A 24,598-nucleotide genomic window follows, 5' to 3' on the forward strand; every position below is an offset into this window, starting at 1 on the left:
GGCAGGCCGCCTACGGTAGCCCCGATCGCCCGGCCGTCATCTCCGCGTCACCCGCACCCGGACGTCGCCCTCGCCGTCCTTCTCCGACACCTTGATCGTGACGCCCTTGCGCGGGTCCTCGAAGGTCTCGCCCGGGGTGAAGGCGGCGTCCGAGAGTTCGGCGTGGACGTTGGGGCTGCGGGTGCAGCCGCCGCTGTCGCGCCGGGAGTCGTACACCCGTACCGGGCCCATGCCGGTGTCGACGTCCGCGTCGACCTTGTAGATCAGTACGCCGGGCCGGCACACCGTCTCGTCGTTGCCCTCGCGGGTGCGCAGTTCGACGGCGTAGCCGGAGGTGCCGCTCAGCGGGAGGACGACCAGCTTGTCGCCGCCCTTGCGGGCCAGCGGGGTCAGCGTGTACTCCGTGGTCCCCGGCGCGGACGCGCAGTGCACCTGGGACGGGTCGAGCCAGCCCAGCTTCCACTTGTGCCAGCCCAGGAGGTCGTTGTTGGCGCCCCAGTCCTCGCTCATGATGTCCCAGTGGCCGACGGCCCCGCCGCCCTCCTGGGTGTAGAGGTCCGGGAGGCCGAAGACGTGGCCGTTCTCGTGCGGGAGCACGCGGTAGCCGGTCTCGTCGTAGGAGCCGGAGCCGTCGTCCTGGCGGGAGTAGACGAAGGAGGCGTTGGCCACCGGCACGCCGTCGGCGACCGGGGCCTCCTGGTTCCCGGCGAAGGTCACGGACAGGACCGTGTCCAGGGCGGAGGGCCCCGCGTTCGGGGTGACCAGCACGTTCAGGAGGTCGTACGAGCGGAAGTCGACCTTGGAGTCGGCCGCCGCGACCAGATCCTGGACCAGTTTGCGGTAGCCGGGTTCGAAGGGGGCGCCGCGCTCTATGCCGTACTCCGCGAAGGACTTGGGCATCCGCAGCCAGTCCCGGACCGGGGTCTCCGGGCGGTAGTCGAGGCGGCCGTAGCTGCTGGTGCGGAACCACTCCTCGGTCTGCGGGAAGAACTCCGCGTACCGGTCGAGCGCCTTGCCCTCGCCGGGCGCGTCCGAGAAGTCGATCATCAGGTTGAGGGCGCGGACGGTGCCGGTCGAGCGGGCGTAGCCGGCGGAGGTGGGCACGCCCTCGGACATCTGGATCTCGGCGCCGCCGCCGATCATGCACGGGCCGTGCGCGGAGGAGCGGGAGAGGGCGGCGGGGCCGGGGCCCGCGGTCGAGGTGCCGGGCGCGAGCCGGCCGGTGCCGGCCGAGGTGCAGAGCGCGAGGGTCAGGACGGCGACGGTCCCGGCGGCGGCCGGTCTGCGCGGGCGTATGCGGCGGCTCGGCGGCTGCGCCTGCGGCGGCGGCTGCATGCGGACCTCCCCGGCCACGGCAGCCGCCCGGCACCGGCTGCACCCTTGCGCTCACCCTGTGCCGAGGGGTGGGCGGGCGCGCGCTGGAGAGGCCGATCGTGGGTTTCTCACCGGTAGCCGCCGACCGGGGGACGGGCCGGGGCCCGGGTGTGACTCAGGTCACCGGAAAGTTCTTCGGCAGCGGGAAATAACCGGGGATCGTTTCCCCGTTTAGACCTGTGTCCGAGCGAAACGGGGATTCCCTCCCCGGATCGTGAACCCAGTCGTCACACCCGTGACCGACACCCTCACAGACACCACAGACACGAAGGAGTACGCCGTGCAGACCGCGATTCCCGATCAGCGCAAGGTGGCCCGGCCCCGCGCCGATGCTCTGCGCAACCGGGAGCGGATCGTCCTCGCCGCCCGGGAGATGTTCGTCGAGCACGGGCCGGACGTGCCCCTCGACGACGTCGCCCGCCGGGCCGGCGTGGGCAACGCCACGGTGTACCGCAACTTCCCCGACCGCGACGCCCTCGTCCGCGAGGTCGTCTGCTCGGTCATGGACCGCACGGCACGGGCGGCCGAGCTGGCCCTCGCGGAGACCGGTGACGCGTTCGAGGCGCTGGAGCGCTTCGTGCACGCCTCCGCCGACGAGCGGATCAGCGCCCTGTGCCCCATGGTGGCCAGCACGTTCGACCAGCACCACCCCGACCTGGAGGCGGCCCGCGGACGGGTCGAGCGCCTGGTCGCCGAGGTCATGGACCGGGCGAAGGCGGCCGGTCAGCTCCGCGGCGACGTGGGCGTCGGCGATCTGATGATCGCCGCGGCCCAGCTCAGCCGGCCCCCGGCCGGTACGGGGTGCGTGAACGCCGACCGGTTCGTCCATCGCCATCTTCAGCTGTTCCTGGACGGGCTGCGGGCTCCCGCCCGCTCCGTCCTGCCGGGAGCGGCCGTGACCCTGGAGGACCTGCGCCGGCCCTGCGACCAGTAGCAACGCCAGTAACGCCAGTAGCGCCAGTACCGCCACCGACGCCGGGTTCTCGGCTCCGCCGCTGACAGCGGGCCGTCGGTGCGGGCATACTCGTCCCTTTTCTCATCTTTTTCCGTCACGAAGTCCGAAGTGGGTATCCCCATGTCTCAAACAGCCGTCAAGGCCTCCGGCGTCAGCGACGCCCCGGACGCCGGCCGCTGGAAAGCGCTGGTCTTCATCGCGCTCGCCCAGCTGATGGTGGTCCTCGACGCCACCATCGTGAACATCGCCCTCCCCTCCGCGCAGCAGGACCTCGGCATCTCCGACGGCAACCGGCAGTGGGTCGTCACGGCCTACGCCCTCGCCTTCGGCGGTCTGCTGCTGTTCGGTGGCCGGATAGCCGACCTGTGGGGCCGCAAGCGCACCTTCGTCCTCGGTCTGGCCGGCTTCGCCGTCGCCTCCGCGCTGGGCGGCGCGGCCACCAACGAGGCGATGATGTTCGGCTCCCGCGCCCTCCAGGGCGTCTTCGGTGCCCTGCTCGCGCCGGCCGCGCTCTCCCTGCTCGCCGTGATGTTCACGGACGCCAAGGAGCGTGCCAAGGCGTTCGGCATCTACGGTGCGATCGCCGGTGGCGGTGGCGCCGTGGGCCTGATCCTCGGCGGTTTCCTCACCGAGTACCTGAACTGGCGCTGGACGTTCTTCGTCAACATCCCGTTCGCCATCGTCGCCGCGGCCGGCGCGTACCTCGTCATCCGTGAGCCGAAGGGCGGCCGCAACCGCTCGCCGCTCGACATCCCCGGCGTCATCCTGTCCACCCTCGGACTGGTCGCGCTGGTCTACGGCTTCACCCGCGCCGAGTCCAACGGCTGGAGCGACGCCGTGACGGTCGGCATGTTCGTCGGCTCGGCCGTGCTGCTGCTGGCCTTCGTGCTCGTCGAGGCCCGGGTCAAGGCCCCGCTGCTGCCGCTGCGCGTGATCACCGAGCGCAACCGGGGCGGGATCTACCTCTCGCTGGGCCTGGCCATCATCGCGATGTTCGGCCTGTTCCTCTTCCTGACCTACTACCTGCAGATCGTGAAGGGCTACACGCCGGTGAAGACCGGCTTCGCCTTCCTGCCGATGATCGCGGGCATGATCACGGGCTCCACGCAGATCGGTGCCCGGCTGATGACCCGGGTCGCGCCCCGGCTGCTGATGGGCCCCGGCTTCCTGGTCGCCGCCGTCGGCATGCTGTTCCTGACCCAGCTGGAGGTCGACACCTCCTACGCCGGTGTGCTGCTGCCCGGCATGCTGCTGCTCGGCCTCGGCATGGGTACGGCGTTCATGCCGGCCATGTCCATGGCCACCATGGGCGTGGAGGCGCGGGACGCCGGTGTCGCCTCCGCGATGGTCAACACCTCGCAGCAGGTGGGCGGCGCGATCGGCACGGCGCTGCTGAACACGATCGCCGCCTCCGCCACCACGTCCTACATCGCCGACCACATGGGCGGCGCGGCCTCCCGGTCCCAGCAGCAGCTGGTCCAGCTGGAGGGCCAGGTGCAGGGCTACACCAGCGCGATCTGGTTCGCCGTCGGCATCCTGGTCGTCGCGGCCGCGATCGCCCTGACCCTCATCAACGCCGGGCGCCCGGGCGGCGGAGCCGTCACCGGGTCCGGTGCGGGCGACGAGGCCGAGGACGAGCTGCGAGTGCCGGTCGTCGCCCACTGACGACCGCCCCGGTACCCGCTCGGGCCCCTGTTCCACCCGTGTGTACGGGGAGGGGACGCCCCGTACACACGGTTCCCCCGGACCTGCCCCGGCCGCGCGCTCAGCGCAGCCAGGGCAGGTCCGCACCCGCTTCGCTCGGCTGAAGTCCCTCGGCGACGATCCGCATGATCTCGCCGAGGGACTTCTGCTGTTCGGGGGTGAGCCGGTCGAAGACCGCCTGGCGCACGGCGTCGACGTGGCCCGGTGCGGTCCGGCGCAGCACCTCGTACCCTTCGTCGGTGAGGATGGCGAACTGGCCGCGCTTGTCGGAGGGGCAGTCCTCGCGACGGACCCAGCCGTTCTTCTCCAGCCGCGCCACCGCGTGCGAGAGCCGGGACCGGGTGATCTTCGCGTACTTGGCCAGCTCGGTCATCCGCAGCCGCCGGCGCGGTGACTCGGCCAGCTTGACCAGCAGGCCGTAGTAGACGTGCGGCATGCCCGCGTCGCGCTGGAGCTGCCGGTCGAGGTGGTCCTCGAGGAGGGTGGCGGCCTCGATGTAGGAGCGCCAGACGAGCTGCTCCTCGGCGGTGAGCCAACGGGGTTCGTCGTTCATGTGTCCCACTGTACGAGACGGTTCCTTGAACATTAAACAAAATCGGCGTAGATTGACGGCACGTAAAGATTGAGAGTTCAAGTATTGGAGTAGCCATGGCCGCCGCCGTCCGGGAGCGCATGCCCGCCCTCTACCTCAGCCACGGCGCCCCGCCGCTCGCCGACGACCCCGTCTGGCCCGGCGAACTGGCCGCCTGGGCCGCTGACCTGCCGCGCCCCAAGGCGATCCTCGTCGTCTCCGCCCACTGGGAGGAGGCCCCGCTCGCCCTCGGCGCCACCCGGACCGTCCCCCTCGTCTACGACTTCTGGGGCTTCCCGGAGCACTACTACCAGGTGCGCTACGGAGCGCCCGGCGCGCCCGCGCTCGCCGAGTCCGTACGCAAGCTGCTGCGCGCCCCCGGCACGCCCGTGCAGGACGTCCCCGACCGCGGCCTCGACCACGGTGCCTACGTGCCGCTGGTGGAGATGTACCCCGGCGCCGACATCCCGGTCCTCCAGGTCTCCATGCCGACCCTCGACCCGGCGCGGCTCATGGAGATCGGCCGCAGGCTCGCGCCGCTGCGCGACGAGGGCGTGCTGATCGTCGGCTCCGGCTTCTTCACCCACAACCTGGCCGCGCTGCGCCAGGGCGGCATCCCCTCCTGGTCCGCGGAGTTCGACGACTGGGGCCGGCGCGCGCTGGAGGGCGGGGACGTGGACGGACTGCTCGACTTCGCCCACAAGTCCCCGGCGGGACGGCTCGCCCACCCGCGCACCGAGCACTTCGCGCCCCTGTTCGTGACCATGGGCGCGGCGGACGCGGCCGGCGAGCTGGACCTGCGGCGGTCGGTGATCGACGGGTTCTGGATGGGCCTGGCCAAGCGGTCGGTGCAGTTCGGCTGAGCGTCCGGACCGGCCGCGGGGGAATGGCGTGGCTAGAGCGGTCTCTCGTACCAGGCCACGTCCCAGTACCGGCCGAACTTGCGGCCCACCTCGCGGTACGTGCCCACGTGCCGGAAACCGAAGCGCGCGTGCAGCCGGGCGGAGGCCTCGTTGGGCTGGGCGATGCCCGCGTAGGCGCGGTGCAGGTCCTCGGCGGCCAGGGCGTCGAAGAGGGACGCGTAGAGGAGCGAGCCGATGCCGCGGCCGCCGGCCCCCGGGGCGACGTAGACGGTGGTCTCCACCGAGGTCGCGTAGGCGGGCTTCGCGCGGTAGGGGCTGGATGTGGCGTACCCCAGGATCTCCTGTGACTCCGCGTCCGTGGCAACCCTCAGGCGGTACGGGCCGTCTTCAGGGTGGGAGAGCAGCCACGGTCGGCGCTCCTCCGGAGTGAACGGCTCGGTGTCGAACGTGATGGGCGTCTCACGTACGTAGTGGTTGTAGAGGTCGGTGAGTGGCTTGAGATCCTCCTCGACTCCCGGTCTGACCTGGACCTCGGCAGTTCCCGGCATAACCGCCCCTCCCTCTGTGGCGGCACAGGGTACTGCATGATCAGAAAAATCGAGGGGCAGGTTGGGAATTCTGTCCGGATTCCAGTCGTTGTTTCCATCGGATGCAGGGCACCCGAGGAGAGTCCCGAGAGGGGCTGGAGACACGGAGACAACCCCGCAAGGCGCCCGAGCGTCCACCGGACCACCCGCTGAACCACCATCGCAAGGGAGCACGCATGGCAACCCGTGCCGTCGCCCGTCGTAAGTCCGCCGCCGGCGAGACCTCCGGCTCGGCAACCAGCGTCCGCGCGAACGGCGGCGAGCTCGCCGACCGCGATCTGGTCGGCATGTACCTCGACGAGATCGCCCGGACACCGCTGCTCGACGCCGCCAAGGAGGTCGAGCTGTCCCAGACCATCGAGGCGGGTGTGTTCGCGCGGCAGGTCCTCGAAGGGTACGAGGAGACCGGGGCGGACGCCACCCGTGAGGAGCTCCAGGCCCTGATCGACGAGAGCGAGCGGGCGAAGGACGTCTTCATCCGCTCCAACCTCCGCCTGGTCGTCGCGGTCGCCCGCCGCTACCCGCGCAGCGGCCTGCCGCTGCTGGACCTGATCCAGGAGGGCAACGCCGGCCTGGTCCGCGCGGTCGAGAAGTTCGACTACCGCAAGGGCTTCAAGTTCTCCACGTACGCGACCTGGTGGATCCGGCAGGCCATCACCCGCTCCATCGCCGACCAGTCCCGCACCATCCGGCTGCCCGTCCACCTGGTGGAGGAGCTGGGCCGGATCCGGCGCGTGCAGCGCGAGTTCAACCGGGAGCACGGCCGCGAGCCGGAGCCCGCCGAGATCGCGGCCGAGCTGGGCTCGACGCCGGAGCGCGTCACCGACGTGCTCGACTGGGCCCGCGACCCGGTCTCGCTGAACATGTCGGTGGACGACGAGGGCGAGACCCAGTTCGGCGACCTGCTGGAGGACACCTCGGCCGTGTCGCCCGAGCAGTCGGTGCTGACCCTGCTGCGCAGCGAGGAGCTGGACGACCTCATCGGCCGCCTGGACCCGCGCACGGCCTCCATCATCAAGATGCGGTACGGCATCGACGACGGCCGTGAGCGCACGCTGACCGAGGTCGGCAAGGAGCACGGCCTCACCCGCGAGCGCATCCGCCAGATCGAGAAGCACGCGCTGCTGGAGCTGAAGAAGCTGGCCCGCGACACCGGCTTCGAGGCGGCGGCCTGACCCCGCCGCAGGACGGCGCCGGCCGTACGGCCCGGATGCCGCGTGACGTGGGGGCGTGACGGGGCGGATGGGGCGTACGCCGGGTGCCGGACCCGGCGCAAACATGGCCGTACAACGCTGCTTCAATCGGCGGGTGCCGGGAACAAGACGTTCGAGCCGGTACCGCGGCACCACCGGAGACCAACCACCGAAGACCACGTCCCGACGCACTCCCCCCGGCGCCGGGACTTCCCGAGCCGGGCTCGGCTGCCCCTACCCCCCTGGGGCGCCGCAGCCCGGCTCCTTCCGTGTCACGGGGGCCGGGTCGGCCGCGAGCCGGAGCGGAGCGCCAGGCGGGGCAGAGCGGGGAGGCGGGGCACCCCGAACCTGAACCCCGGGGTGGCCCGCCGAATGGCAGATTCTGCCACAGCGGCATAGCCTGCCGAAGTGAGCAGCACCATTCCAGCACTTCCCGGACCCGAACCCGGCCCCGGGCCCGAGCCGGCCGGACCGGTCTCCCTGACCGAGCGGCGCAAGGCCGAGACCCGGATGGAGATCGCCCGGGCGGCGGCCCGCCTCTTCGTCGGACAGGGCCTGCGGGCCACCCGGGCCGAGGACATCGCCAGGGCGGCGGGTGTCGCCCCGCGCACTTTCTACCGCTACTTCGCCACCAAGGAAGAGGCCGTCGCCCCGCTCTACGCCCTGGGCGCCGAGCGCTGGGTGCGGGCGGTGCGCGAGGCCCCCGCCGAACTGTCGCCGCCCGAGGCACTGGAACGCGCCGTGCGGCACACGCTGACCCCGGGCGCCGGTGTGTCGGCGCCCTCCTGGGAGTGGGCCCGCACGCTTATCCTCCTGGCCGAGAGCAGTCCGGCGCTGCGCAAGGTGTGGGCGGAGGTCTGCCACTCCACGGAGCGCGGGCTGGTCCAGGCGCTGGCCGCGCGGATGTCCGGGGGCGACGACAACGTTGCCGCACGCCTGGCCGCCTCGCCCCGGCTGCACTTCGCGGCCGCGGTGGCGGGTGCGTCCGTGCGCGTCGCGGCGGAGCACTGGGCGTCGTCCTCCCCGCAAGGAGCACGCAGCCCCCTGGAGCAGGCGCTGCTGAACCTGGAGGTGCTGCGGGGGTTCGCCTGGGAGGCCGGGCCCGCGGAAGAGGGATGAGACCCCGGGCGGGCGCCGCCGGTCTCTCCGCCGGGGGTGAGGCCCCGGGCGGGCGCCGCCGCCGGTCTCTCCGTCGGGGGTGAGACCTCGGGCGGGCGCCGCCGCCGGTCTTTCCGCCGGTCGGTGTGCCGGTCGCTCCGTCGGCCCCCCGGACCCCGCCGCGCCTCCCAGCCGGGCCCCCAACTGCTCCGTCGGCCCGCGGGTCAGCCGGGCCCCCAACTGCTCCTCGGCCCCGCCGGTCAGCCGGGCTCCGCCGCGCGTCCCAGCCGGGCCCCCAACAGCTCCTCGGCCCCGCCGGTCAGCCGGGCTCCGCCGCGCGTCCCAGCCGGGCCCCCAGCTCCCGTACGCACTCCACCAGTTCCGCCGGTTCCCGGACCCGGAACTCCAGCCCGGTCGTCGCCAGCCGGGCCGCGGTCCACTCCACCGGGCCGGACACGGTCGCCCGCACCACGCACGACGCGCAGCCGTCCACCGGCTCGGGCGTTCCCATCCAGTGCGGCAGCAGCGGCGCGACGGCCTCGGCCGGTGCGTGGAAGACGACCGTGATCTCGTAGGACTCGTGCCGCCGCTGCATCGAGCGCCGCAGGTATTCGGCCGCGTCCCCGGTCGGCAGCTCCCGGGGAGCGAACCGCGCCCCCGTCGCGAAGGGCTCGCTCACCCGGTCCACCCGGAAGGTCCGCCAGTCGTCCCGGTCGAGGTCGTAGGCGACCAGGTACCAGCGCCGCCCCGTGGAGACCAGCCGGTACGGCTCCGTCGAGCGCCGCGTCGCGGTGCCGTCCGCCGCGCGGTAGGCGAACCGCAGCCGCTCGTGCCCGGCCACCGTCGAGGCCATCACGGTCAGCGTCTCGGGCGCGATGCTCGGCCCGTCCCCGCTGGTCAGCGGCGTGGTCGCGGACTGGAGCGTGGTGACCCGGTGCCGCAGCCGCGAGGGCAGCACCTGCTCCAGCTTGGCCAGGGCCCGCACCGACGCCTCGTCCAGGCCCTCGACCGCGTGCCCCGCACCGGCCCGCAGCCCGACCGCGATGGCCACCGCCTCCTCGTCGTCGAGGACCAGCGGCGGCATCGCCTTGCCCGCCACCAGCCGGTAGCCCCCGTCGGCGCCCATCGTCGCCTGCACCGGATAGCCCAGTTCGCGCAGGCGGTCGATGTCCCGCCGGACCGTGCGCCGGGAGACCCCGAGCCGGTCGGCCAGCTCGCCGCCGGGCCATTCCCGGGGCGTCTGGAGGAGGGAGAGGAGGGTGAGCAGCCGGGCCGGAGTGTCCGTCGTCATGTGCTCGAGGATGCCGCACATCTAGGACACGATCCGACCTACTGGCCGCCTACGTTTCTCCCATGACCTTCAAGCAGACCCCGCAACCGGCTCCCGTCCCGCCCGCGGCGGGCGACCGGCGTCGCTGGTTCGCCCTCGCGATCGTGATGACCGCGGCCTTCATGGACCTGGTGGACGTCACCATCGTGAACATCGCCATCCCCTCCATCCAGCGGGACGAGGGCGCCTCCTTCAGCCAGATCCAGTGGATCACCGCCGGCTACGCCCTCGCGTTCGCGGCCGGTCTGATCACCGGCGGGCGGCTCGGCGACATCCACGGCCGCAAGCGGGTCTTCCTCGTCGGCATCGGCGGCTTCACCCTCGCCTCGGCGCTGTGCGGCCTGGCGGCCAACCCGGAGATGCTGGTGGCCTCCCGCATCCTCCAGGGCGGCATGGCGGCGCTCATGGTGCCGCAGGTGCTGTCGATCGTGCACGCCACCTTCCCGGCGCACGAACGCGGCAAGGTCTTCGGGCTGTTCGGCGCGATCGTGGGTCTGGGTGCCGTCTCGGGCCCGCTGCTGGGCGCCCTGCTCACCGAGTGGAACCTCTTCGGCCTCGAATGGCGGCCGATCTTCCTCATCAACCTGCCGGTCGGCATCGCGGGCCTCGTCCTCGGCAGCCGCTTCATCACCGAGTCCAAGGCGCCGCGCGCCCTCCGGCTGGACCTGGTCGGGGTCGCGCTGGTCACCCTCGGCCTGCTGATGCTGATCTACCCGCTCACCCGGGGCGAGGAGCTGGGCTGGCCGCTGTGGGGGTACCTGTCGATGGCCGGCTCGCTGGTGGTCCTCGCGGTCCTGGTCGCCTACGAGCGGCGCAAGAGCGCGCGGGACGGCTCGCCGCTGGTGGAGCTGTCGCTGTTCCGGGTGAAGAGCTTCGCGGCCGGGATCGCCGTGCAGACCGTCTTCGGGGTCGCGCTCGGCGTCTTCTTCCTGGTGTGGACGCTGTACATGCAGTTCGGCCTCGGCTGGAGCCCGCTGCGGGCCGGACTGACCGGCGTGCCGTTCTCGATCGCCGTGTCCACGGCCGCCGGGATCTCGGTGCAGACGCTGGTCCCGCGCTTCGGGCGCAAGGTGCTCCAGACCGGCGCACTGGTGATGGCGGCCGGAGTACTCCTCTACATGGTGGAGTCCGGGCGTTACGGGCTCGCCATCACCTCCTGGCAGATGGCGCTGCCGCTGGTCGTGATGGGCCTCGGCATGGGCCTGATCGTCGCGCCGCTGACCGACGCGGTCCTCTCCCAGGTACCGCGCGAGCACGCCGGAGCGGCGTCGGGGCTCATCAACACCGTGCAGCAGATGGGCAACGCGCTCGGGCTCGGGCTGGTGTCGGTGGTCTTCTTCGGCACGATGAGCGACCGCCTCACCCCCGACCGCATCGGCCCCGCCTACGTGGACGCCTTCCAGAACGCGCTGGGGTGGGTGGCCGCGGTGATGGCCGTCATCTTCCTGCTGATGTTCGCGCTGCCCCGGCGGCCGGCCCAGCACGTGGAAGGCGGCCCGGCCGAGGACAGCGCGCAGGAGCAGGAGCCCGCGCTGGTCTGAGACCGCGGGCGCGCGACGGGACGGTGGGCAGGACGGATGGACAAGGGGCGGATCCGGCACGGGGGTGCCGGATCCGCCCTTCCTCATGCCTGATGCCCGTTCATGCCTGCTTGAGTCCGAGTGTTTCTGCTTCCTGTTTACATTCCGGACAACCAGGCGTAGCCTCCGACCGAAACCACAGGTTCGGGCATGGGTCGGAGGTGAACGGTCATGTACGCACCGGAGCGGCAGCAGGAGATCCTCCGGCTCGCCCGGGACGGCGGCCGGGTGGACGTGGTGTCGCTGGCCGAGGAGTTCCAGGTGACGGCGGAGACCATCCGCCGCGACCTCAAGGCGCTCGACCGCGCGGGGCTGCTCCGCCGGGTGCACGGCGGCGCGATCCCGGCCGGCCGGCTCGACTTCGAACCCGACCTCGCCGAGCGCGAGTCCACGGCCGCCGACGAGAAGGACCGCATCGCCAGAGCCGCCCTCGCGGAACTGCCGGCCGAGGGCACGCTGATCCTCGACGCCGGTTCCACGGTGGCCCGCATGGCCGCGGCGATCCCGCCGGACGCCTCGCTGACCGTGGTCACCCACAGCCTGCCCATCGCGGCCCGCCTCGCCGACCACCCCGGCATCCAGCTCCATATCGTCGGAGGGCGCGTGCGCCACCGCACCCGCGCCGCCGTGGACGCCTGGGCGCTGCGCGCGTATGGCGAGATCCGCGCCGACGTGGCCGTGGTGGCGGCCAACGGGTTCTCCGTGGAGCACGGACTGACCACCCCCGACCTCGCCGAGGCCGCCGTCAAGCGGGCCGCCCTGACCGCCGCCCGGCGCGTGGTGCTGCTCGCCGACTCCTCCAAGTACGCCCAGGAGCACTTCGCCCGCTTCGGCGCCCTCGGCGACGTGGACCTGCTGATCACCGACCAGGGACTCACCCCCGAGGACGCGGGCGACATCGAGCGCGCCGGCACGGAAGTAGTACGCGCATGATCCTGACCGTCACCCCCAACCCGTCGCTGGACCGCACCTACGAGGTGCCCTCCCTCGACCGCGGCGAGGTCGTCCGCGCCACCGGCGAGCGGGTCGACCCCGGCGGCAAGGGCGTGAACGTCTCGCGCGCGGTGACCGCCGCCGGACGGCGCACCGTCGCGGTGCTGCCGCTGGGCGGAGCACCCGGCGCCCTGGTCGCCGACCTGCTCGACGCACAGGGCATCGAGGTCGCGCCGGTGCCGATCACCGGGCCCACCCGGTCCAACATCGCGCTCGCCGAGGCCGACGGCGTCCTGACGAAGATCAACGCGCCGGGTCCCGAACTCACCCCGGACGAACGGGAACTGCTCCTGGAGACCGTGCGCCGCCAGTCGCCCGGCGCGGACTGGATCGCCTGCTGCGGCAGCCTGCCCCGCGGCCTGGCCCCCTCCTGGTACGCCGACCTGGTCGCCCGCGCGCACGCCGCCGGGGTCCGCATCGCCCTGGACACCTCCGGCCCGGCCCTGCTGCGGGCGCTGCGCGAGCGGCCCGACGTGGTCAAGCCGAACGCCGAGGAGCTCGCCGAGGCCGTCGGGCGACCGCTGGCCACCGTCGGCGACGCGGTGAAGGCCGCCGAGGAGCTGCGGGAGCTGGGCGCCCGTTCGGTGCTGGCCAGCCTGGGCGCCGACGGGCAGCTGCTCGTGGACGACGCGGGCACCTGGTTCGGCACCGCCCGCGTCGACGCCGTACGCAGCAACGTCGGCGCCGGGGACTCCTCGCTCGCCGGTTTCCTCGTCGCCGGCGGGACCGGGCCCGGCGCCCTCGCTTCCGCCGTCGCACACGGCGCCGCCGCCGTCCAGCTGCCCGGCAGCGTGATGCCGACGCCGCACGACCTGGACCCGGCCGCCGTGACGGTCACGGCCGAGGTGCCCGTCGACCGCGTACTGGGGGAGCCGGCGCCATGACTCCCCGCCTCGCCCACCGCCCCCTCCCCGGGGCCGCCCCAGGCCCCCACCGCTGTGCCCCCGTCCCCCTCCCCGCCCCCGCCCCTCACTCCACGTCCGGGGCGATACGCGAGCTAAGGAGCCCGCGATGAGCGACATGATCACCGCGGACCTGGTCGACCTCGACCTGTCCGCCGACACCAAGCAGGCGGCGACGCGCGCCCTGGCGGAGCGGATGGTGGCCCTGGGCCGGGTGACCGACCTGGAGGGCTTCCTCGCCGACGTGGCCGCCCGTGAGGCGCAGATGCCGACCGGCCTCGACGGCGGGATCGGCATCCCGCACTGCCGCAGCGGGCACGTCACCGAGCCGACGCTCGCGTTCGGACGCAGCACGGCCGGCGTCGACTTCGGGGCGGCGGACGGACCGGCCGACCTGATCTTCCTCATCGCCGCTCCGGCGGGCGCCGACGACGCCCACCTGACGATCCTCTCCTCGCTGGCCCGCCGGCTGATGAACGCCGGGTTCACCGCCGCGCTGCGCTCGCTGGGCGAGCCGGCGGCCGCCGCCGCGCTCATCCGCGGGGAGGAGCCGACACCGGCCGCGGACACCGGTGAGGACAGCACCGAGGAAAGCACCGAGGACGTCGTCGAGGACACCACCGAGGAGACCGCGGACACCGGGGCGGTCTCGGCGGCGGCCTCCGCCGAGGCCGCCCCGGGCAGCACCGGTGAGGATTCCGGCGGGCCCGGGCGCCCCTTCCGCATCGTCGCCGTCACCTCCTGCCCCACCGGCATCGCGCACACCTACATGGCGGCCGAGTCGCTGGAGAACGCGGGCCGCGAGGCGGGCGTCGAGGTCGTCGTCGAGACGCAGGGCTCGGCCGGCTTCACCCGGCTCGACCCGGCGGTGATCGCGGCGGCGGACGGCGTGATCCTCGCCCACGACGTCGCCGTGCGCGAGAAGGGCCGCTTCGCCGGGAAGCCCACCGTCGACACCGGCGTCAAGGCCGCCATCAACCGGCCGGGCGAGCTGATCGGCGAGGTCCGCGACAGAGCGGCCCGCGGCGAGGTCACCTCCGCCTCCCCGGGCGCGACCCCCGTCGAGCGCGGCGGCGAGTCCGGCGAGGGCTACGGCACCAAGCTCCGCAAGTGGCTGATGTCCGGCGTCAGTTACATGGTCCCGTTCGTCGCCGCGGGCGGTCTGCTGATCGCCCTGGGCTTCGCGATCGGCGGCTACGAGATCAACAAGGCGCCCTCCGTGATGGACCACTTCGTGTGGACCCAGGCGGACAGCTGGGCGGCGCTGCTCTTCCAGATCGGCGGCGTGGCCTTCGCCTTCCTGGTCCCGGTGCTGGCCGGTTACATCGCCTACGGCATGGCCGACCGGCCGGGCCTGGTCCCCGGCTTCGTCGGCGGCTCGATCGCGCTGACCATCAACGCCGGCTTCCTCGGCGGTCTGGCGGCCGGTCTGATCTCCGGCGCGGTGGTGCTGGCGATCCAGCGGGTACCGATACCGAAGGCGCTGCGCGGCATCATGCCGGTGGTGGTGATCCCGCTCGTCTCGGCGGCGGTCGTCGGGTTCCTGATGTTCGTCGTGATCGGCAAGCCCATCGCCTCCGCGCAGTCGGGCATGACCGACTGGCTGAACGGCCTGTCCGGCGCCAACGCGGTCCTGCTCGGCGCGCTGCTCGGCCTGATGATGTGCTTCGACCTCGGCGGCCCGGTCAACAAGGTCGCCTACACCTTCGCCACCGCGGGCATCGCGGTCGCCAGCCCCAGCGACTCGGCGATGAAGATCATGGCGGCGGTGATGGCGGCCGGCATGGTCCCGCCGCTGGCGATGGCCCTGGCCACCACCGTGCGCGGCCGGCTCTTCAACGCCGCCGAGCGCGAGAACGGCAAGGCCGCCTGGGTCCTGGGCGCCTCCTTCATCTCCGAGGGCGCGATCCCGTTCGCCGCGGCCGACCCGCTGCGCGTCATCCCGTCCTCGATGGTGGGCGGCGCGGTCACCGGCGCCCTGTCGATGGCCTTCGGTGCGACGCTGCGCGCCCCGCACGGCGGCATCTTCGTGGTCCCGCTGATCGGCAACCCGCTGCTCTACCTGGTCGCCGTCGCGGCCGGGGTCTGTGTCACCACGGCCCTGGTGATCGTCCTCAAGGGGCTGCGCAAGACGGTGCCGCCGGCGGAGGCCCAGGGACCCGGCGGGGGCGCGGACCCGTCGTCCCGGGCGCCGGGCGCGAAGCAGGCGGTGGCCGCGTAAAGCGCGACTCGACGGGCCGGTGGAGCGGGGCGCGCTACGGGGAGACCTGGGCCGCGCGCCGCTCCATCGCCCGGCGGGCCGTGTCCTCGCTGTCGTAGACCTCGCACATGTGGCGCCCGTCCGGGGTGGCCGTGTGCTCGACCTCCCACAGGGAGACCTCCACACCGTCGCGCAGCAGGAACGCGTGCTCGTAGAGCGAGAAGCCGACCCGGGCCCGGCCCGCACGGCCGGGACCGCCGAAGGCCTGGGTGATCTGGTGCCCGCACGCCGTCGACAGCCGGGCGGCGAGGTCGGCGTCCGGACGGTCCGCGTTCTCCGCGCGCCGCAGCAGCCTGCGGGCGTGGTCCGCGGAGGCGTCGGGGACATAGGCGTGGCGCGGGGCCGGGACCGGCGACAACTGCACCTGCACCGGCAGTTCGAAGTCCGGAGCCTCGGGCGGCAGGGCCAGCCGGGAACCCGCGGCGCGCAGCTCCTCCTCGTCCAGATAGACCTCGTGCTGCGGCTCGCTGCCCGGGGCGGTGTTGTGGACCAGCTCCCACAGCGTGAGCGCCGAACCGTCGGCGAGCAGCCAGGTGTGCCGGTACGTCTCGCGGTGCAGCCCCGCGCTGTGGTGCGCGGAGTGCAGCGAACCGTCGTGCGCCAGCGCGCAGTCCAGCAGCCGTATCGTCTCGTCGGGCAGCTCGAACGAGTTCAGGGCGCGACCCAGCAGCCGCATGAGGTGCTCCTCCGGAGACTCGGGCGACTCGGGTGGTTCGTACGCTGCCGTCTCGTACGGAACGCTCAAGGTTTCTCCCGGCGTTGCTGCATGTCACCTTGTGGGTGCATACCGTAGCCCCTCGGTCGGACATCATGTCCGGGAACCGAGAAAACGTACGCACGAAAAACGCGAGGGCCGCGCGAAAAGTTTCCGCGCGGCCCGACGAACCGTCAAAATACCCTGGTCACAGCCCGATCATGCCGCGCTTTGCGCGGTCCACTCGCTCCAGGGCATGTTCCAGCCGTTGAGTCCGTTGTCCGGCGCGACCGTGTCGTCCGGGGAGTTCTTGACGACGACGACGTCCCCGACGAGCGAGTTGTCGTAGAACCACTTGCCCGGGGTGTCGCCCTGCGCGCCCTGCGCGTCCGCCAGTCCGACGCAGCCGTGGCTGGTGCCCTGGGCGCCGAAGGGCGGGTTGCCGCGGTTGTACCAGTAGTTGCCGTGGATGAAGGTGCCCGACTGGCTCAGCCGCATCGCGTGGGGCACGTCCGGGATGTCGTACTCGCCGCCGAACCCGACCGTCGACCCGTTCATGCGCGTCTGCTCGGACTTCTCCGAGATCACCATCTGCCCGTTGTACGTCGGGTTCGCGGCGCTGCCCGCGGAGATCGGGACCGACTTGAGCGTCTTGCCGTCGCGCACCACCGTCATGGTCTGCGTGTTCGCGTCCACCGTGGAGACCTGCGCGCGGCCCACGGTGAAGGTCACGGTCTTCTTCTGCACGCCGTAGAGGCCGTTCGCGCCCTCCACCCCGTCCAGGTCGATCTTCATCGTGACCTTGGAACCGGCCTTCCAGTACTCCTCGGGCCGGAAGTCGAGCCGCTGCCCGCCGAACCAGTGCCCGACCACCTCCTGCCCGCTGCTGGAGGTGACCGAGATGTGCGACTGCACGCTCTTCCGGTCGGTGATCGCCTTGTCGAACGTGAACGACACCGGCATCCCCACCCCGACCGTGCTGCCGCCGTCCGGGGTGTACGTGCCGACGAAGCTGTTGTCCGAGGAGACGGTCGTGAAGACCGAGTCGGCGGCGGCCGTGCGGCCGTCGGCGTCCTTCGCCCGCGCCGTGATCCGGTACTTCGTGCCCCGCTCCAGCTGCCCCTTCGGCTTCCAGCTGCCGCCGTCGCCGGACACCGCGCCCGGTACGGCGGCACCGCTCTCCGCCACGGTCATCTTCACGTCGGTGAGCTTGCCGTCGCTGACCTTCACACCGGTCGAGTTGATCGAGGCGCCGGTCGACCCGTCCTTCGCCGAGATCACGAGCTTGGCGACCGAGGTGTCGGCGGACCCGGCGCCGCCCTTGCCGTCCTGCTTGTCGTCGGCACTGGCGCTCCCGCCGCAGGCGGTGAGGGTGAGGGCGCCGACCACCAGGGCGGCACAGGCCCCCAGTACGCGCCGCTTGGCTATGTCCGGCGTTGTCACGGGCTGCTCCAGGTTCGGGTGTTGTGCGATGTCCGCTTCAGCCGGGTAGAGGTGCCCGGCGGCCCGTGGGGTTCCCGCCGGCCGCCGGAAACGCCGTCACGTGACAAAACCCGGACAATCGCAACACGGCCGGGTCAACCGGCCGTCGGTGACGGCCCGTTCAGACCCCTCGGCCATCCGGTCTGCCGTACAGCCCGCCGTACGACGGCCACGCCCCGCCCGGGCCGTCCACCGGCTCGGCGGCCCGGACCGCGCGCACGATCGCCCGCGTCACCACGTCCGCGCCGGCCGCCAGCACCTCGTTCAGCGCGAGCGGCTGCCCGGCGTCGAGCGGACGTACCCCGGTCGCCAGGGCGAACACCGTGTCCCCGTCGCTGAGCAGATGCACGGGCCGCACCGCACGCGCGATCCCGTCGTGCGCGGTGCCGGCCAGCTTCTGCGCCTGCGCCTTGGACAGTCCGGCGTCGGTGGCGACCACGGCGAGCGTGGTGTTCAGCGGCGGCGGCGCGTTCCTCGCCGCTACCTCGGCCAGCCGCCGTCCCGCGGCCTCGTGGACCTCCGGCGCCGGGTACTCGACCCGCCCGCCGCGGAACAACTCCCCGTACAGCACCCCCGTTTCCGGGTCCGTCACCGAACCCGCCGCGTTGGCCACCACCAGCGCCGCCACCGTGATCCCCGAGTCCAGCACGGTGCTCGCCGTGCCCACCCCGCCCTTCAGCGCGCCGACCACGGCACCCGTGCCCGCCCCGACGCACCCCTCGGCCACCGCGGCGCCCGGAGCGCTCGCGTGCGCCGCCGCCACCGCCGCGTACCCGGTGGCCGCGTCCGGCCTGGCCCGGAAATCGCCCCCGCGGCCCAGGTCGAAGACGCAGGCCGCGGGCACCACCGGCACCACGTGGGCCGGATCGGGCCCCACCCGCACGCCTCGCCCGCGCTCCTCCAGCCAGGCCATCACGCCCGAGGCCGCGTCCAGTCCGTAGGCGCTGCCGCCGGTCAGCACCACCGCCTGGACCTTCTGCACCAGGTTGCGCGGATCGAGGGCGTCGGTCTCCTTGGTGCCGGGGCCGCCACCGCGCACGTCCACGCCGGCGACCGCCCCGCCCTCCGGCGCGAGCACCACCGTCGTCCCCGTGAGCCACCCGTCCCCGGTGCGGGTCGCGTGCCCCACCAGCAGACCGGCGACGTCCGTCAATGCGTCAACTGTCATACGGCCAGTCTCGGCCAGCCACCCGCGGCGGCGCGGGAGGCGGCTGGAAACGATGGGAGGCGGCTGGAGACGATGAGAGGCGGACGGAGGCGGACGGAGGCGGTCGGAGGCGGCGGAGCTTCAGGCGGCCGGTGCCGCCGCGCGCCGCTCCCGCTCGGTACGCCGCGCGGTCAGCGCCACCCCGGCCGCCACGGTCAGGGCCAGGACGATCCCCGCCACGAGCACCGCCTCGGCACCGAGGAAGGTGCAGCCGAGCACCAGGAGCGCGGCCGTCGGCAGCACGAGCTGCTCGGCGATGCCCACCTTGAAGTGCCGCGCGTGCAGCGCCCACACCGTGAGCAGGAACACCGCCGTCGGCAGGGTCACCGCCGCGGCCGCCGCCACCGCGGAGATGTGCGCCTTGCCCACGGCCTGCTCCACCGTCACCTCCAGTCCGGCGCCGATCGCCGCCGCCGAGGCGAACACCAGGTAGTGGCCGTATCCCCACAGGAAGGACTGTCTGCTGGACCTCAGATAACTGTGGACGGGCACCACGAAGTAGATCCACCAGGCCGCGAAGACGATCAGCAGTCCGCCGGCCGCGATCGGGAGCACCTCGCCCAGCGCGTCGTTCTCCTCGATGCCCGACTTCACCGCGACCGTGGCCGCGGCGATGGTCTCGCCGAGCACGATGATCGTGAGGAGCCCGTACCGCTCGGCGATGTGGTGCGGGTGCCAGGACGACGGGTGCTTGCGCTCGGCGTACGCCGGCACGCACAGCTCCAGCACCACCATCACCAGGAACAGCCAGCCGCGGTCGTCCTCCGGCAGGAACAGGATCCCCAGCCAGCCGATCTGGCACAGCAGCACGCCGGCCGAGTAGCTCCGGGCCATGGTGCTCTCCGGAGGCGCGGCCGACCGGCCCGCCCTGAGCCACTGCGCCGCCATGGCGACCCGCATGATCAGGTAACCGATGACGACGGCCACCCAGTCGTGGTCCTCGAAGGCCCGGGAGACCCCGGCCGCCAGGACCAGCACACCGGCGATCTGGACCAGCGTGACCACCCGGTAGAGGACGTCGTCGTTGTCGTACGCGGAGGCGAACCAGGTGAAGTTCATCCACGCCCACCAGATGGCGAAGAAGACCATCGCGTAGTTGAGGACGCCCTCGCCGGCATGCCCTTCCGCGACGGCGTGCACCAGCTGGACGCCCGCCTGGGCGATGGCGACGACGAAGCACAGGTCGAAGAAGAGCTCCAGCGGCGTGGCGGCGCGGTGCGACTCGTGCCGGTGGCGGGCCTTCAGGCGGCGCACCGGAGGGTGGCCGTCGGGCGGCGGCCCCGAGGGCGCGCTCGCGGAGGAGGGACTGGACATCATGGCTCCCAGCACAGCAGATGGGGCGCGGACGTGCTTGCGGGCCCCCCGTTTTGCCGGGGCGGGCGGGGCGCAGGGGACGTCGTCCACGGGGTGAGCCGTACCCTGGACGCATGAGTACCACCCCCGAGCCCGAGCCCGGCGCGCCCCGGCCCGCGCTGTTCTTCGACGACCCGCTGGACCAGCAGAGCCCGGACGACACCGACCGCGGCTGGGGCGAGCGGCCCGAGGGCGACAGCGCGGCCGACCTGAAGCGCTTCCTCGACGAGAAGCCGCCCCACCACCTGTGAGCCGCCCGGGCCCGTGCCGCCCGGGCTACGGGCGGTCGTGCCCCGAACCGCGCTGTGCGATCAGGGCGTCGCGGATCTCCTTGAGCACCTCCAGCTCGGAGACCTCGATGACCTCCTCGGCGCTCTCCTTCGCCTTGCGGCGGGCCTCCTGCCGGGCCAGGTACTTCGACATGGGCAGCACCATCAGGAAGTACACGACGGCAGCCGTGATCAGGAACGTGAGGGTGGCGCCCAGCACCGATCCCCAGAGGATCCGCACGCCTGTGGCGCTGTCGCCGGTCCCGGTGCACGGGCCCTTCAGGCAGGAGCTGTAGCTGTCCAGGCTCTGCGTGCCGAACGCCCCGACCAGGGGGTTGATGACCCCGTCCACCACCGAGTTGACGATCTTGGTGAAGGCGGCGCCGATGACGACCGCCACCGCCAGGTCGATGACGTTTCCGCGCATCAGGAAGGCCTTGAAGCCCTGCCAGACGCTCGGCTCGTTCTTCTCGCTCACGGTGGGAGCACTCCTCGCTTGAACAGGTGTAGGAACCAAACGCTCCGCAACCTACGACAGCGTTGGGCCGTCCTGTCCAATCCCATCCCACGAACGAGGGACTTGACTGGCTCAGCACAGGGTCACCGCCAACCGCTCCGTGGTACCCGCGCCGACCAACCGGTGGGCGGTGGCACGCGGTACCGAGACGACGACGAGCGCCCCGCCCGCCGCCGGGTCCGCCACGGGCTCCGGCACCTTCGTCACCCGCACACCGCGTGCGACCACCGAGGCGTCGTCCGCACCGCCGTCCCCGGCCGCCACGACGTCGACCAGGTCGCCCGGCCTGAGCAGCCGCACCGTGGCCGCGTCGGCGATGCGCACCGGTGCCGCCACGAACCGGGTGGCGGGCCGCTCGCCCACCGGATCGGCCACCGGATGTCCGCGTGCCCGCCGCGTCTCCTGCCCGCCGGCCCCCGGATGCGGGCCCGCCGCCACCAGCGCGGCGGCGGTGACCACGAGCCCGGCGGCCAGGGCACGCCGCCGGTGCCGTACGAGCCGGTGACGTCCGCCGCGCACCCGCACGGGGGCGAACTGCGGCACCTCGCAGGTGGGCGGCGCATCGGTGCCGGGCGGAAGGGGGAACGGGAACGAGGAAGCGGAAAGGGATGGGGAGGGAGAGGGGGAGGAGGAGGGAGAGGGGGAGGGGGAGGGGGAGGGCAGGGCGGGACGGAACACGGGACCACCACCTGTGACGAGGGACCGGCTTGCGCTCCCACGATGGGGCTTTTCGCCGCGTCCCGCCGAGGCCCGTGGACCGCGGACCGGTTGTGGACAACTCCCTCACCGGAACGTGGCGTTCCCCCGGCCTGCTGGCCCTCCGTACCCCTACGGCAGAGCGATTCCCGGATCCATCCCGCCCAGCGCCGCCCCGCACGGGCAGTCCCGCTCCCCGGACGCCGGCAGTGCGGCCACCGCGTCGGACAGGACGCCCCGCAGCCGGTCCACGTTCGCCGCGAACACCCGCAGCACCTCCTCGTGCGAGACGCCCTCGCCGCTCTCCGCGCCGGCGTCGAGATCGGTCACCAGGGTCAGCGAGGTGTAGCAGAGCTCCAGCTCGCGGGCGAGCGCCGCCTCCGGGTGGCCGGTCATCCCCACCACCGACCAGCCCTGCGCCCGGTGCCACAGCGACTCCGCGCGGGTCCCGAAACGGGGCCCCTCGACCACGACCAGGGTGCCGCCGTCCACCGGCTCCCACTCCCGCCCCCGGGCCGCCTTCAGCGCGGCGGCCCGGCCGGTGGGGCAGTACGGGTCGGCCAGCGACACGTGCACCACGTTGGGCACCGTGCCGTCGGGCATCGGCAGCCCGTCGAAGTAGGTCGACGGGCGGGACCTGGTGCGGTCGACGAACTGGTCCGGCACCAGCAGCGTGCCCGGCCCGTACTCGGGGCGCAGGCCGCCGACCGCACACGGGCCGAGGACCTGGCGTGCGCCGACCGAACGCAGCGCCCACAGGTTGGCCCGGTAGTTGATCCGGTGCGGCGGCAGATGGTGGCCGCGACCGTGCCGGGGGAGGAAGGCGACCCGCCGGCCGGCGACCTCGCCGAGGAAGAGGGAGTCGCTGGGCGGCCCGTACGGGGTGTCCACCCGGACCTCGGTCACGTCGTCGAGGAACGAGTAGAACCCGGAGCCGCCGATCACGCCGATCTCGGCCTTCACCTTGTTCGCCATGCCCGCACCCTAACCGCCCGGCACAACGCCGAGGACCCCGTCGTCGGGCGACGACAGGGTCTCGTAAGAAGTGGGTCCCGCGCGGCGGAAGGGAGGGAACCGGGTCCCGCGCGACGGTGGGAGCCGGGTGCTACGCGGCGGTGGTGCCCGCGGAGGAGCTGCCGGAGCCCGACGACGAACCGGATCCCGAGGAGGACGCCGAGGACGACGAGGACGAACCCGAGTCCGAGGACGACGACGAGGCCGTCTTCGAGGACGACGACGCCGGCGAGCTGCTCGACGAGCTGCCGCGGCTGTCGTTGCGGTAGAAGCCGGAGCCCTTGAAGACGATGCCGACCGCCGAGAAGACCTTCTTCAGGCGGCCCTGGCAGTTCGGGCACTCGGTGAGGGCGTCGTCGGTGAACTTCTGCACCGCCTCGAGGCCCTCGCCGCACTCGGTGCACTGGTACTGGTACGTCGGCACTGTCTTCCTCCTGGCACTCTCACTCGATGAGTGCTAACGACGGTCCATAGTGACCTATTCCGCGGGATCAGTCCACTGTGGCGGGCGCGCGGTGACCGACACCACGTGCGACGGTGCGGCCGTGGGACCGGGTCGCCAGCCGCGACCGGAGCGCCACCAGGACCGCCAGCGCGAGGACCGTGCCGCCCATCGGCACCAGGAAACCGGCGCCGTCCCGGAACCGGTCCTCCAGCTGTCCGGCGACGGTCACGGCCGCCGCCTGGCCCAGCGCGACGGCGCCGGTCAGCCAGGTGAAGGCCTCGGTGCGGGCACCCGCCGGGACCAGGTCCTCGACCAGGGTGTAGCCGGTGACGATGGCGGGCGCGACGCACATGCCGACCAGCAGGCCGAGGCCCGCCAGCACGAGCACCGAGTGCGCGGCCCAGAGGCCGGACGCGGTCAGCGCCAGGGCGGCGTAGCCGACCAGGAGGCGCCGCTGCGGGGCCACCTTCCAGGCGATGGCGCCGCAGGCCAGGCCGGAGATCATGTTGCCCGCCGCGAAGACGCCGTACAGGACGCCGTTGAGACCGGGTTCGCCGATGGACTCGGTGAACGCGGCCAGCGACACCTGCATGCCGCCGAAGACGGAACCGATGCCCAGGAAGGCGACGATCAGCACCCGCACGCCGGGGACCCGCAGCGCGGAAACGTGCTCCACGCGCGCGTGCCCGCCGTCGGCGCTGCCGACCTTCGGCTCGGTGCTCTTCCGAGCGGCGAACAGCAGACCGCCCACCAGGGTGAGCGCGGCCTCCGTGACCAGGCCCGCGGCCGGGTCGACGGCCGTGCACAGGGCGGTCGCCACCAGGGGGCCGAGGACGAAGGTCAGCTCGTCGGTGACGGACTCGAAGGCGGCCGCCGTGCTCATCAGCGGGGAGTCCTTGAGCTGCACGGCCCAGCGGGCCCGCACCATGGGCCCGACCTGCGGCACCGAGGCGCCGGTGGGTACCGCCGCCAGGAACAGCGCCCACAGGGGCGCGTCCGCGAGCGCGAGGACGGTCAGGGTCAGCCCGGACGCCGTGTGCACGAGCACGCCGGGCAGCAGGACGGCGCGCTGCCCGTAGCGGTCGGCGAGCCGGCCGCTGTACGGGGCGAACACGGCCATGGAAACACCGGTGACGGCCGCGGCGGCGCCCGCGACGCCGTAGGAGCCGGTGGTGTGCTGCACCAGCAGCACGATGGAGAGCGTCAGCATGGCGAACGGCTGGCGTGCCGCGAAGCCGGGGAGCAGGAACGTCCAGGCGCCGCGGGTGCGCAGCAGCTGCCCGTATCCCGGACGGGTGACCGTGGATGCCACGGCCCGTGCCTTTCTGCCGCCTGGTAGCGCGGTCCCGCTGTGTGACGGTCGTCGTGCGGGAGCGCCGAGAGCTGTCCACTTGCGCGGACTGCGGTAGATGCCGGAGCCCGCGTGGACGAGGGGGCGATCCGGCCGCCATACGGTCGCGCCAGCTCTGCTTCAGACAGAGGTGGTTCGATCAGGTGCGGCCTTCATCGTA

23 protein-coding genes are annotated in these 24,598 nt (G+C 72.8%); 10 read left to right on the top strand and 13 right to left on the bottom strand.

Annotation, left to right across the window (positions count from 1 at the left end):
- Positions 1-36: 36 nt before the first annotated feature.
- A complete protein-coding gene (locus R2E43_RS22135; protein ID WP_003975609.1) occupies positions 37-1,335 on the bottom strand; it encodes a M6 family metalloprotease domain-containing protein in 1,299 nt (432 codons plus the stop codon).
- A 319-nt stretch (positions 1,336-1,654) separates the two neighbouring features.
- Here R2E43_RS22135 and R2E43_RS22140 point away from each other — a divergent pair, with 319 nt between their 5' ends.
- Together R2E43_RS22140 and R2E43_RS22145 are read left to right on the top strand one after the other, a co-directional pair.
- Positions 1,655-2,308 (top strand): TetR/AcrR family transcriptional regulator, encoded by a 654-nt coding sequence (locus R2E43_RS22140; RefSeq protein ID WP_030872400.1) that lies wholly within the window; start codon positions 1,655-1,657, stop codon positions 2,306-2,308.
- A gap of 141 nt (positions 2,309-2,449) precedes the next feature.
- Positions 2,450-3,994: an MFS transporter gene (locus tag R2E43_RS22145; RefSeq protein ID WP_003975611.1), complete on the top strand. Its 1,545-nt coding sequence runs from the start codon at positions 2,450-2,452 to the stop codon at positions 3,992-3,994.
- Between the two features lie 100 nt (positions 3,995-4,094).
- Here R2E43_RS22145 and R2E43_RS22150 read toward each other — a convergent pair whose 3' ends face one another.
- Positions 4,095-4,586: a MarR family winged helix-turn-helix transcriptional regulator gene (locus R2E43_RS22150; RefSeq protein ID WP_011028826.1), complete on the bottom strand. Its 492-nt coding sequence runs from the start codon at positions 4,584-4,586 to the stop codon at positions 4,095-4,097.
- Between the two features lie 119 nt (positions 4,587-4,705).
- On the opposite strand from R2E43_RS22150, the gene R2E43_RS22155 reads away from it, so the two are divergent.
- Positions 4,706-5,467, top strand: a complete 762-nt coding sequence (locus R2E43_RS22155; protein WP_003975613.1) for a dioxygenase family protein — start codon at positions 4,706-4,708, stop codon at positions 5,465-5,467.
- A gap of 32 nt (positions 5,468-5,499) precedes the next feature.
- Here R2E43_RS22155 and R2E43_RS22160 read toward each other — a convergent pair whose 3' ends face one another.
- Entirely contained in the window at positions 5,500-6,015 is a 516-nt protein-coding gene (locus R2E43_RS22160) for a GNAT family N-acetyltransferase (RefSeq protein ID WP_003975614.1), read from the bottom strand.
- A gap of 215 nt (positions 6,016-6,230) precedes the next feature.
- On the opposite strand from R2E43_RS22160, the gene R2E43_RS22165 reads away from it, so the two are divergent.
- Positions 6,231-7,229: a sigma-70 family RNA polymerase sigma factor gene (locus R2E43_RS22165; protein ID WP_003975615.1), complete on the top strand. Its 999-nt coding sequence runs from the start codon at positions 6,231-6,233 to the stop codon at positions 7,227-7,229.
- 426 nt (positions 7,230-7,655) lie between these two features.
- Positions 7,656-8,366, top strand: a complete 711-nt coding sequence (locus R2E43_RS22170) for a TetR/AcrR family transcriptional regulator (RefSeq protein ID WP_329431668.1) — start codon at positions 7,656-7,658, stop codon at positions 8,364-8,366.
- Positions 8,367-8,664: 298 nt separating this feature from the next.
- Here R2E43_RS22170 and R2E43_RS22175 read toward each other — a convergent pair whose 3' ends face one another.
- Entirely contained in the window at positions 8,665-9,636 is a 972-nt protein-coding gene (locus tag R2E43_RS22175; protein ID WP_003975617.1) for a helix-turn-helix transcriptional regulator, read from the bottom strand.
- Positions 9,637-9,698: 62 nt separating this feature from the next.
- Here R2E43_RS22175 and R2E43_RS22180 point away from each other — a divergent pair, with 62 nt between their 5' ends.
- From R2E43_RS22180 to R2E43_RS22195, 4 genes are all read left to right on the top strand, one after another.
- A complete protein-coding gene (locus R2E43_RS22180) occupies positions 9,699-11,216 on the top strand; it encodes an MFS transporter (protein ID WP_030872415.1) in 1,518 nt (505 codons plus the stop codon).
- A 210-nt stretch (positions 11,217-11,426) separates the two neighbouring features.
- Complete coding sequence (locus tag R2E43_RS22185) at positions 11,427-12,188, top strand: DeoR/GlpR family DNA-binding transcription regulator (RefSeq protein WP_003975619.1); 762 nt, start codon at positions 11,427-11,429, stop codon at positions 12,186-12,188.
- The gene (pfkB, locus tag R2E43_RS22190) at positions 12,185-13,132 is read left to right on the top strand and encodes a 1-phosphofructokinase (RefSeq protein ID WP_011028823.1); all 948 of its coding nucleotides are present in this window, start codon (positions 12,185-12,187) and stop codon (positions 13,130-13,132) included. Before R2E43_RS22185 ends, pfkB begins: the two co-directional genes overlap by 4 nt.
- Before the next feature lie 127 nt (positions 13,133-13,259).
- The gene (locus R2E43_RS22195; protein ID WP_332056505.1) at positions 13,260-15,371 is read left to right on the top strand and encodes a PTS fructose transporter subunit IIABC; all 2,112 of its coding nucleotides are present in this window, start codon (positions 13,260-13,262) and stop codon (positions 15,369-15,371) included.
- Positions 15,372-15,405: 34 nt separating this feature from the next.
- Here the strand turns inward: R2E43_RS22195 and R2E43_RS22200 are convergent, their stop codons facing one another.
- From R2E43_RS22200 to R2E43_RS22215, 4 genes are all read right to left on the bottom strand, one after another.
- Complete coding sequence (locus R2E43_RS22200; protein WP_003975622.1) at positions 15,406-16,155, bottom strand: DUF6227 family protein; 750 nt, start codon at positions 16,153-16,155, stop codon at positions 15,406-15,408.
- A 168-nt stretch (positions 16,156-16,323) separates the two neighbouring features.
- Complete coding sequence (locus R2E43_RS22205; protein ID WP_003975623.1) at positions 16,324-17,547, bottom strand: L,D-transpeptidase; 1,224 nt, start codon at positions 17,545-17,547, stop codon at positions 16,324-16,326.
- A gap of 160 nt (positions 17,548-17,707) precedes the next feature.
- Complete coding sequence (locus tag R2E43_RS22210; protein ID WP_193486715.1) at positions 17,708-18,754, bottom strand: P1 family peptidase; 1,047 nt, start codon at positions 18,752-18,754, stop codon at positions 17,708-17,710.
- Between the two features lie 120 nt (positions 18,755-18,874).
- The gene (locus R2E43_RS22215) at positions 18,875-20,107 is read right to left on the bottom strand and encodes a low temperature requirement protein A (protein ID WP_016326457.1); all 1,233 of its coding nucleotides are present in this window, start codon (positions 20,105-20,107) and stop codon (positions 18,875-18,877) included.
- A gap of 113 nt (positions 20,108-20,220) precedes the next feature.
- Here R2E43_RS22215 and R2E43_RS22220 point away from each other — a divergent pair, with 113 nt between their 5' ends.
- Complete coding sequence (locus R2E43_RS22220) at positions 20,221-20,397, top strand: hypothetical protein (RefSeq protein WP_003975626.1); 177 nt, start codon at positions 20,221-20,223, stop codon at positions 20,395-20,397.
- Positions 20,398-20,422: 25 nt separating this feature from the next.
- Here R2E43_RS22220 and mscL read toward each other — a convergent pair whose 3' ends face one another.
- The 5 genes from mscL to R2E43_RS22245 form a co-directional block, all read right to left on the bottom strand.
- Positions 20,423-20,893 carry a large conductance mechanosensitive channel protein MscL gene (gene mscL, locus R2E43_RS22225; protein WP_003975627.1) on the bottom strand — a complete coding sequence of 157 codons (471 nt, stop codon included), beginning with the start codon at positions 20,891-20,893 and terminating at the stop codon, positions 20,423-20,425.
- Positions 20,894-21,004: 111 nt separating this feature from the next.
- The gene (locus R2E43_RS22230; protein WP_093456350.1) at positions 21,005-21,475 is read right to left on the bottom strand and encodes a hypothetical protein; all 471 of its coding nucleotides are present in this window, start codon (positions 21,473-21,475) and stop codon (positions 21,005-21,007) included.
- A 285-nt stretch (positions 21,476-21,760) separates the two neighbouring features.
- Entirely contained in the window at positions 21,761-22,603 is an 843-nt protein-coding gene (locus R2E43_RS22235; protein WP_093456349.1) for an S-methyl-5'-thioadenosine phosphorylase, read from the bottom strand.
- Between the two features lie 130 nt (positions 22,604-22,733).
- On the bottom strand, positions 22,734-23,066 hold the full coding sequence (locus R2E43_RS22240) for an FmdB family zinc ribbon protein (RefSeq protein WP_003975630.1): 333 nt from the start codon (positions 23,064-23,066) through the stop codon (positions 22,734-22,736).
- Positions 23,067-23,133: 67 nt separating this feature from the next.
- A complete protein-coding gene (locus R2E43_RS22245) occupies positions 23,134-24,399 on the bottom strand; it encodes an MFS transporter (protein ID WP_003975631.1) in 1,266 nt (421 codons plus the stop codon).
- Positions 24,400-24,598: the final 199 nt, after the last annotated feature.

This window comes from Streptomyces violaceoruber, assembly GCF_033406955.1.
GTDB classification, from domain to species: domain Bacteria; phylum Actinomycetota; class Actinomycetes; order Streptomycetales; family Streptomycetaceae; genus Streptomyces; species Streptomyces violaceoruber.

What these genes read in the sequence shown, in the direction of transcription:
- R2E43_RS22135 (WP_003975609.1), bottom strand. Translation starts at nt 1,335, where the DNA reads ATGCAGCCGCCGCCGCAGGCGCAGCCGCCGAGCCGCCGCATACGCCCG.
- R2E43_RS22145 (WP_003975611.1), top strand. Translation starts at nt 2,450, where the DNA reads ATGTCTCAAACAGCCGTCAAGGCCTCCGGCGTCAGCGACGCCCCGGAC.
- R2E43_RS22150 (WP_011028826.1), bottom strand. Translation starts at nt 4,586, where the DNA reads ATGAACGACGAACCCCGTTGGCTCACCGCCGAGGAGCAGCTCGTCTGG.
- R2E43_RS22155 (WP_003975613.1), top strand. Translation starts at nt 4,706, where the DNA reads ATGCCCGCCCTCTACCTCAGCCACGGCGCCCCGCCGCTCGCCGACGAC.
- R2E43_RS22160 (WP_003975614.1), bottom strand. Translation starts at nt 6,015, where the DNA reads ATGCCGGGAACTGCCGAGGTCCAGGTCAGACCGGGAGTCGAGGAGGAT.
- R2E43_RS22165 (WP_003975615.1), top strand. Translation starts at nt 6,231, where the DNA reads ATGGCAACCCGTGCCGTCGCCCGTCGTAAGTCCGCCGCCGGCGAGACC.
- R2E43_RS22175 (WP_003975617.1), bottom strand. Translation starts at nt 9,636, where the DNA reads ATGACGACGGACACTCCGGCCCGGCTGCTCACCCTCCTCTCCCTCCTC.
- R2E43_RS22180 (WP_030872415.1), top strand. Translation starts at nt 9,699, where the DNA reads ATGACCTTCAAGCAGACCCCGCAACCGGCTCCCGTCCCGCCCGCGGCG.
- R2E43_RS22185 (WP_003975619.1), top strand. Translation starts at nt 11,427, where the DNA reads ATGTACGCACCGGAGCGGCAGCAGGAGATCCTCCGGCTCGCCCGGGAC.
- pfkB (WP_011028823.1), top strand. Translation starts at nt 12,185, where the DNA reads ATGATCCTGACCGTCACCCCCAACCCGTCGCTGGACCGCACCTACGAG.
- R2E43_RS22195 (WP_332056505.1), top strand. Translation starts at nt 13,260, where the DNA reads ATGAGCGACATGATCACCGCGGACCTGGTCGACCTCGACCTGTCCGCC.
- R2E43_RS22210 (WP_193486715.1), bottom strand. Translation starts at nt 18,754, where the DNA reads ATGACAGTTGACGCATTGACGGACGTCGCCGGTCTGCTGGTGGGGCAC.
- R2E43_RS22215 (WP_016326457.1), bottom strand. Translation starts at nt 20,107, where the DNA reads ATGTCCAGTCCCTCCTCCGCGAGCGCGCCCTCGGGGCCGCCGCCCGAC.
- R2E43_RS22220 (WP_003975626.1), top strand. Translation starts at nt 20,221, where the DNA reads ATGAGTACCACCCCCGAGCCCGAGCCCGGCGCGCCCCGGCCCGCGCTG.
- R2E43_RS22235 (WP_093456349.1), bottom strand. Translation starts at nt 22,603, where the DNA reads ATGGCGAACAAGGTGAAGGCCGAGATCGGCGTGATCGGCGGCTCCGGG.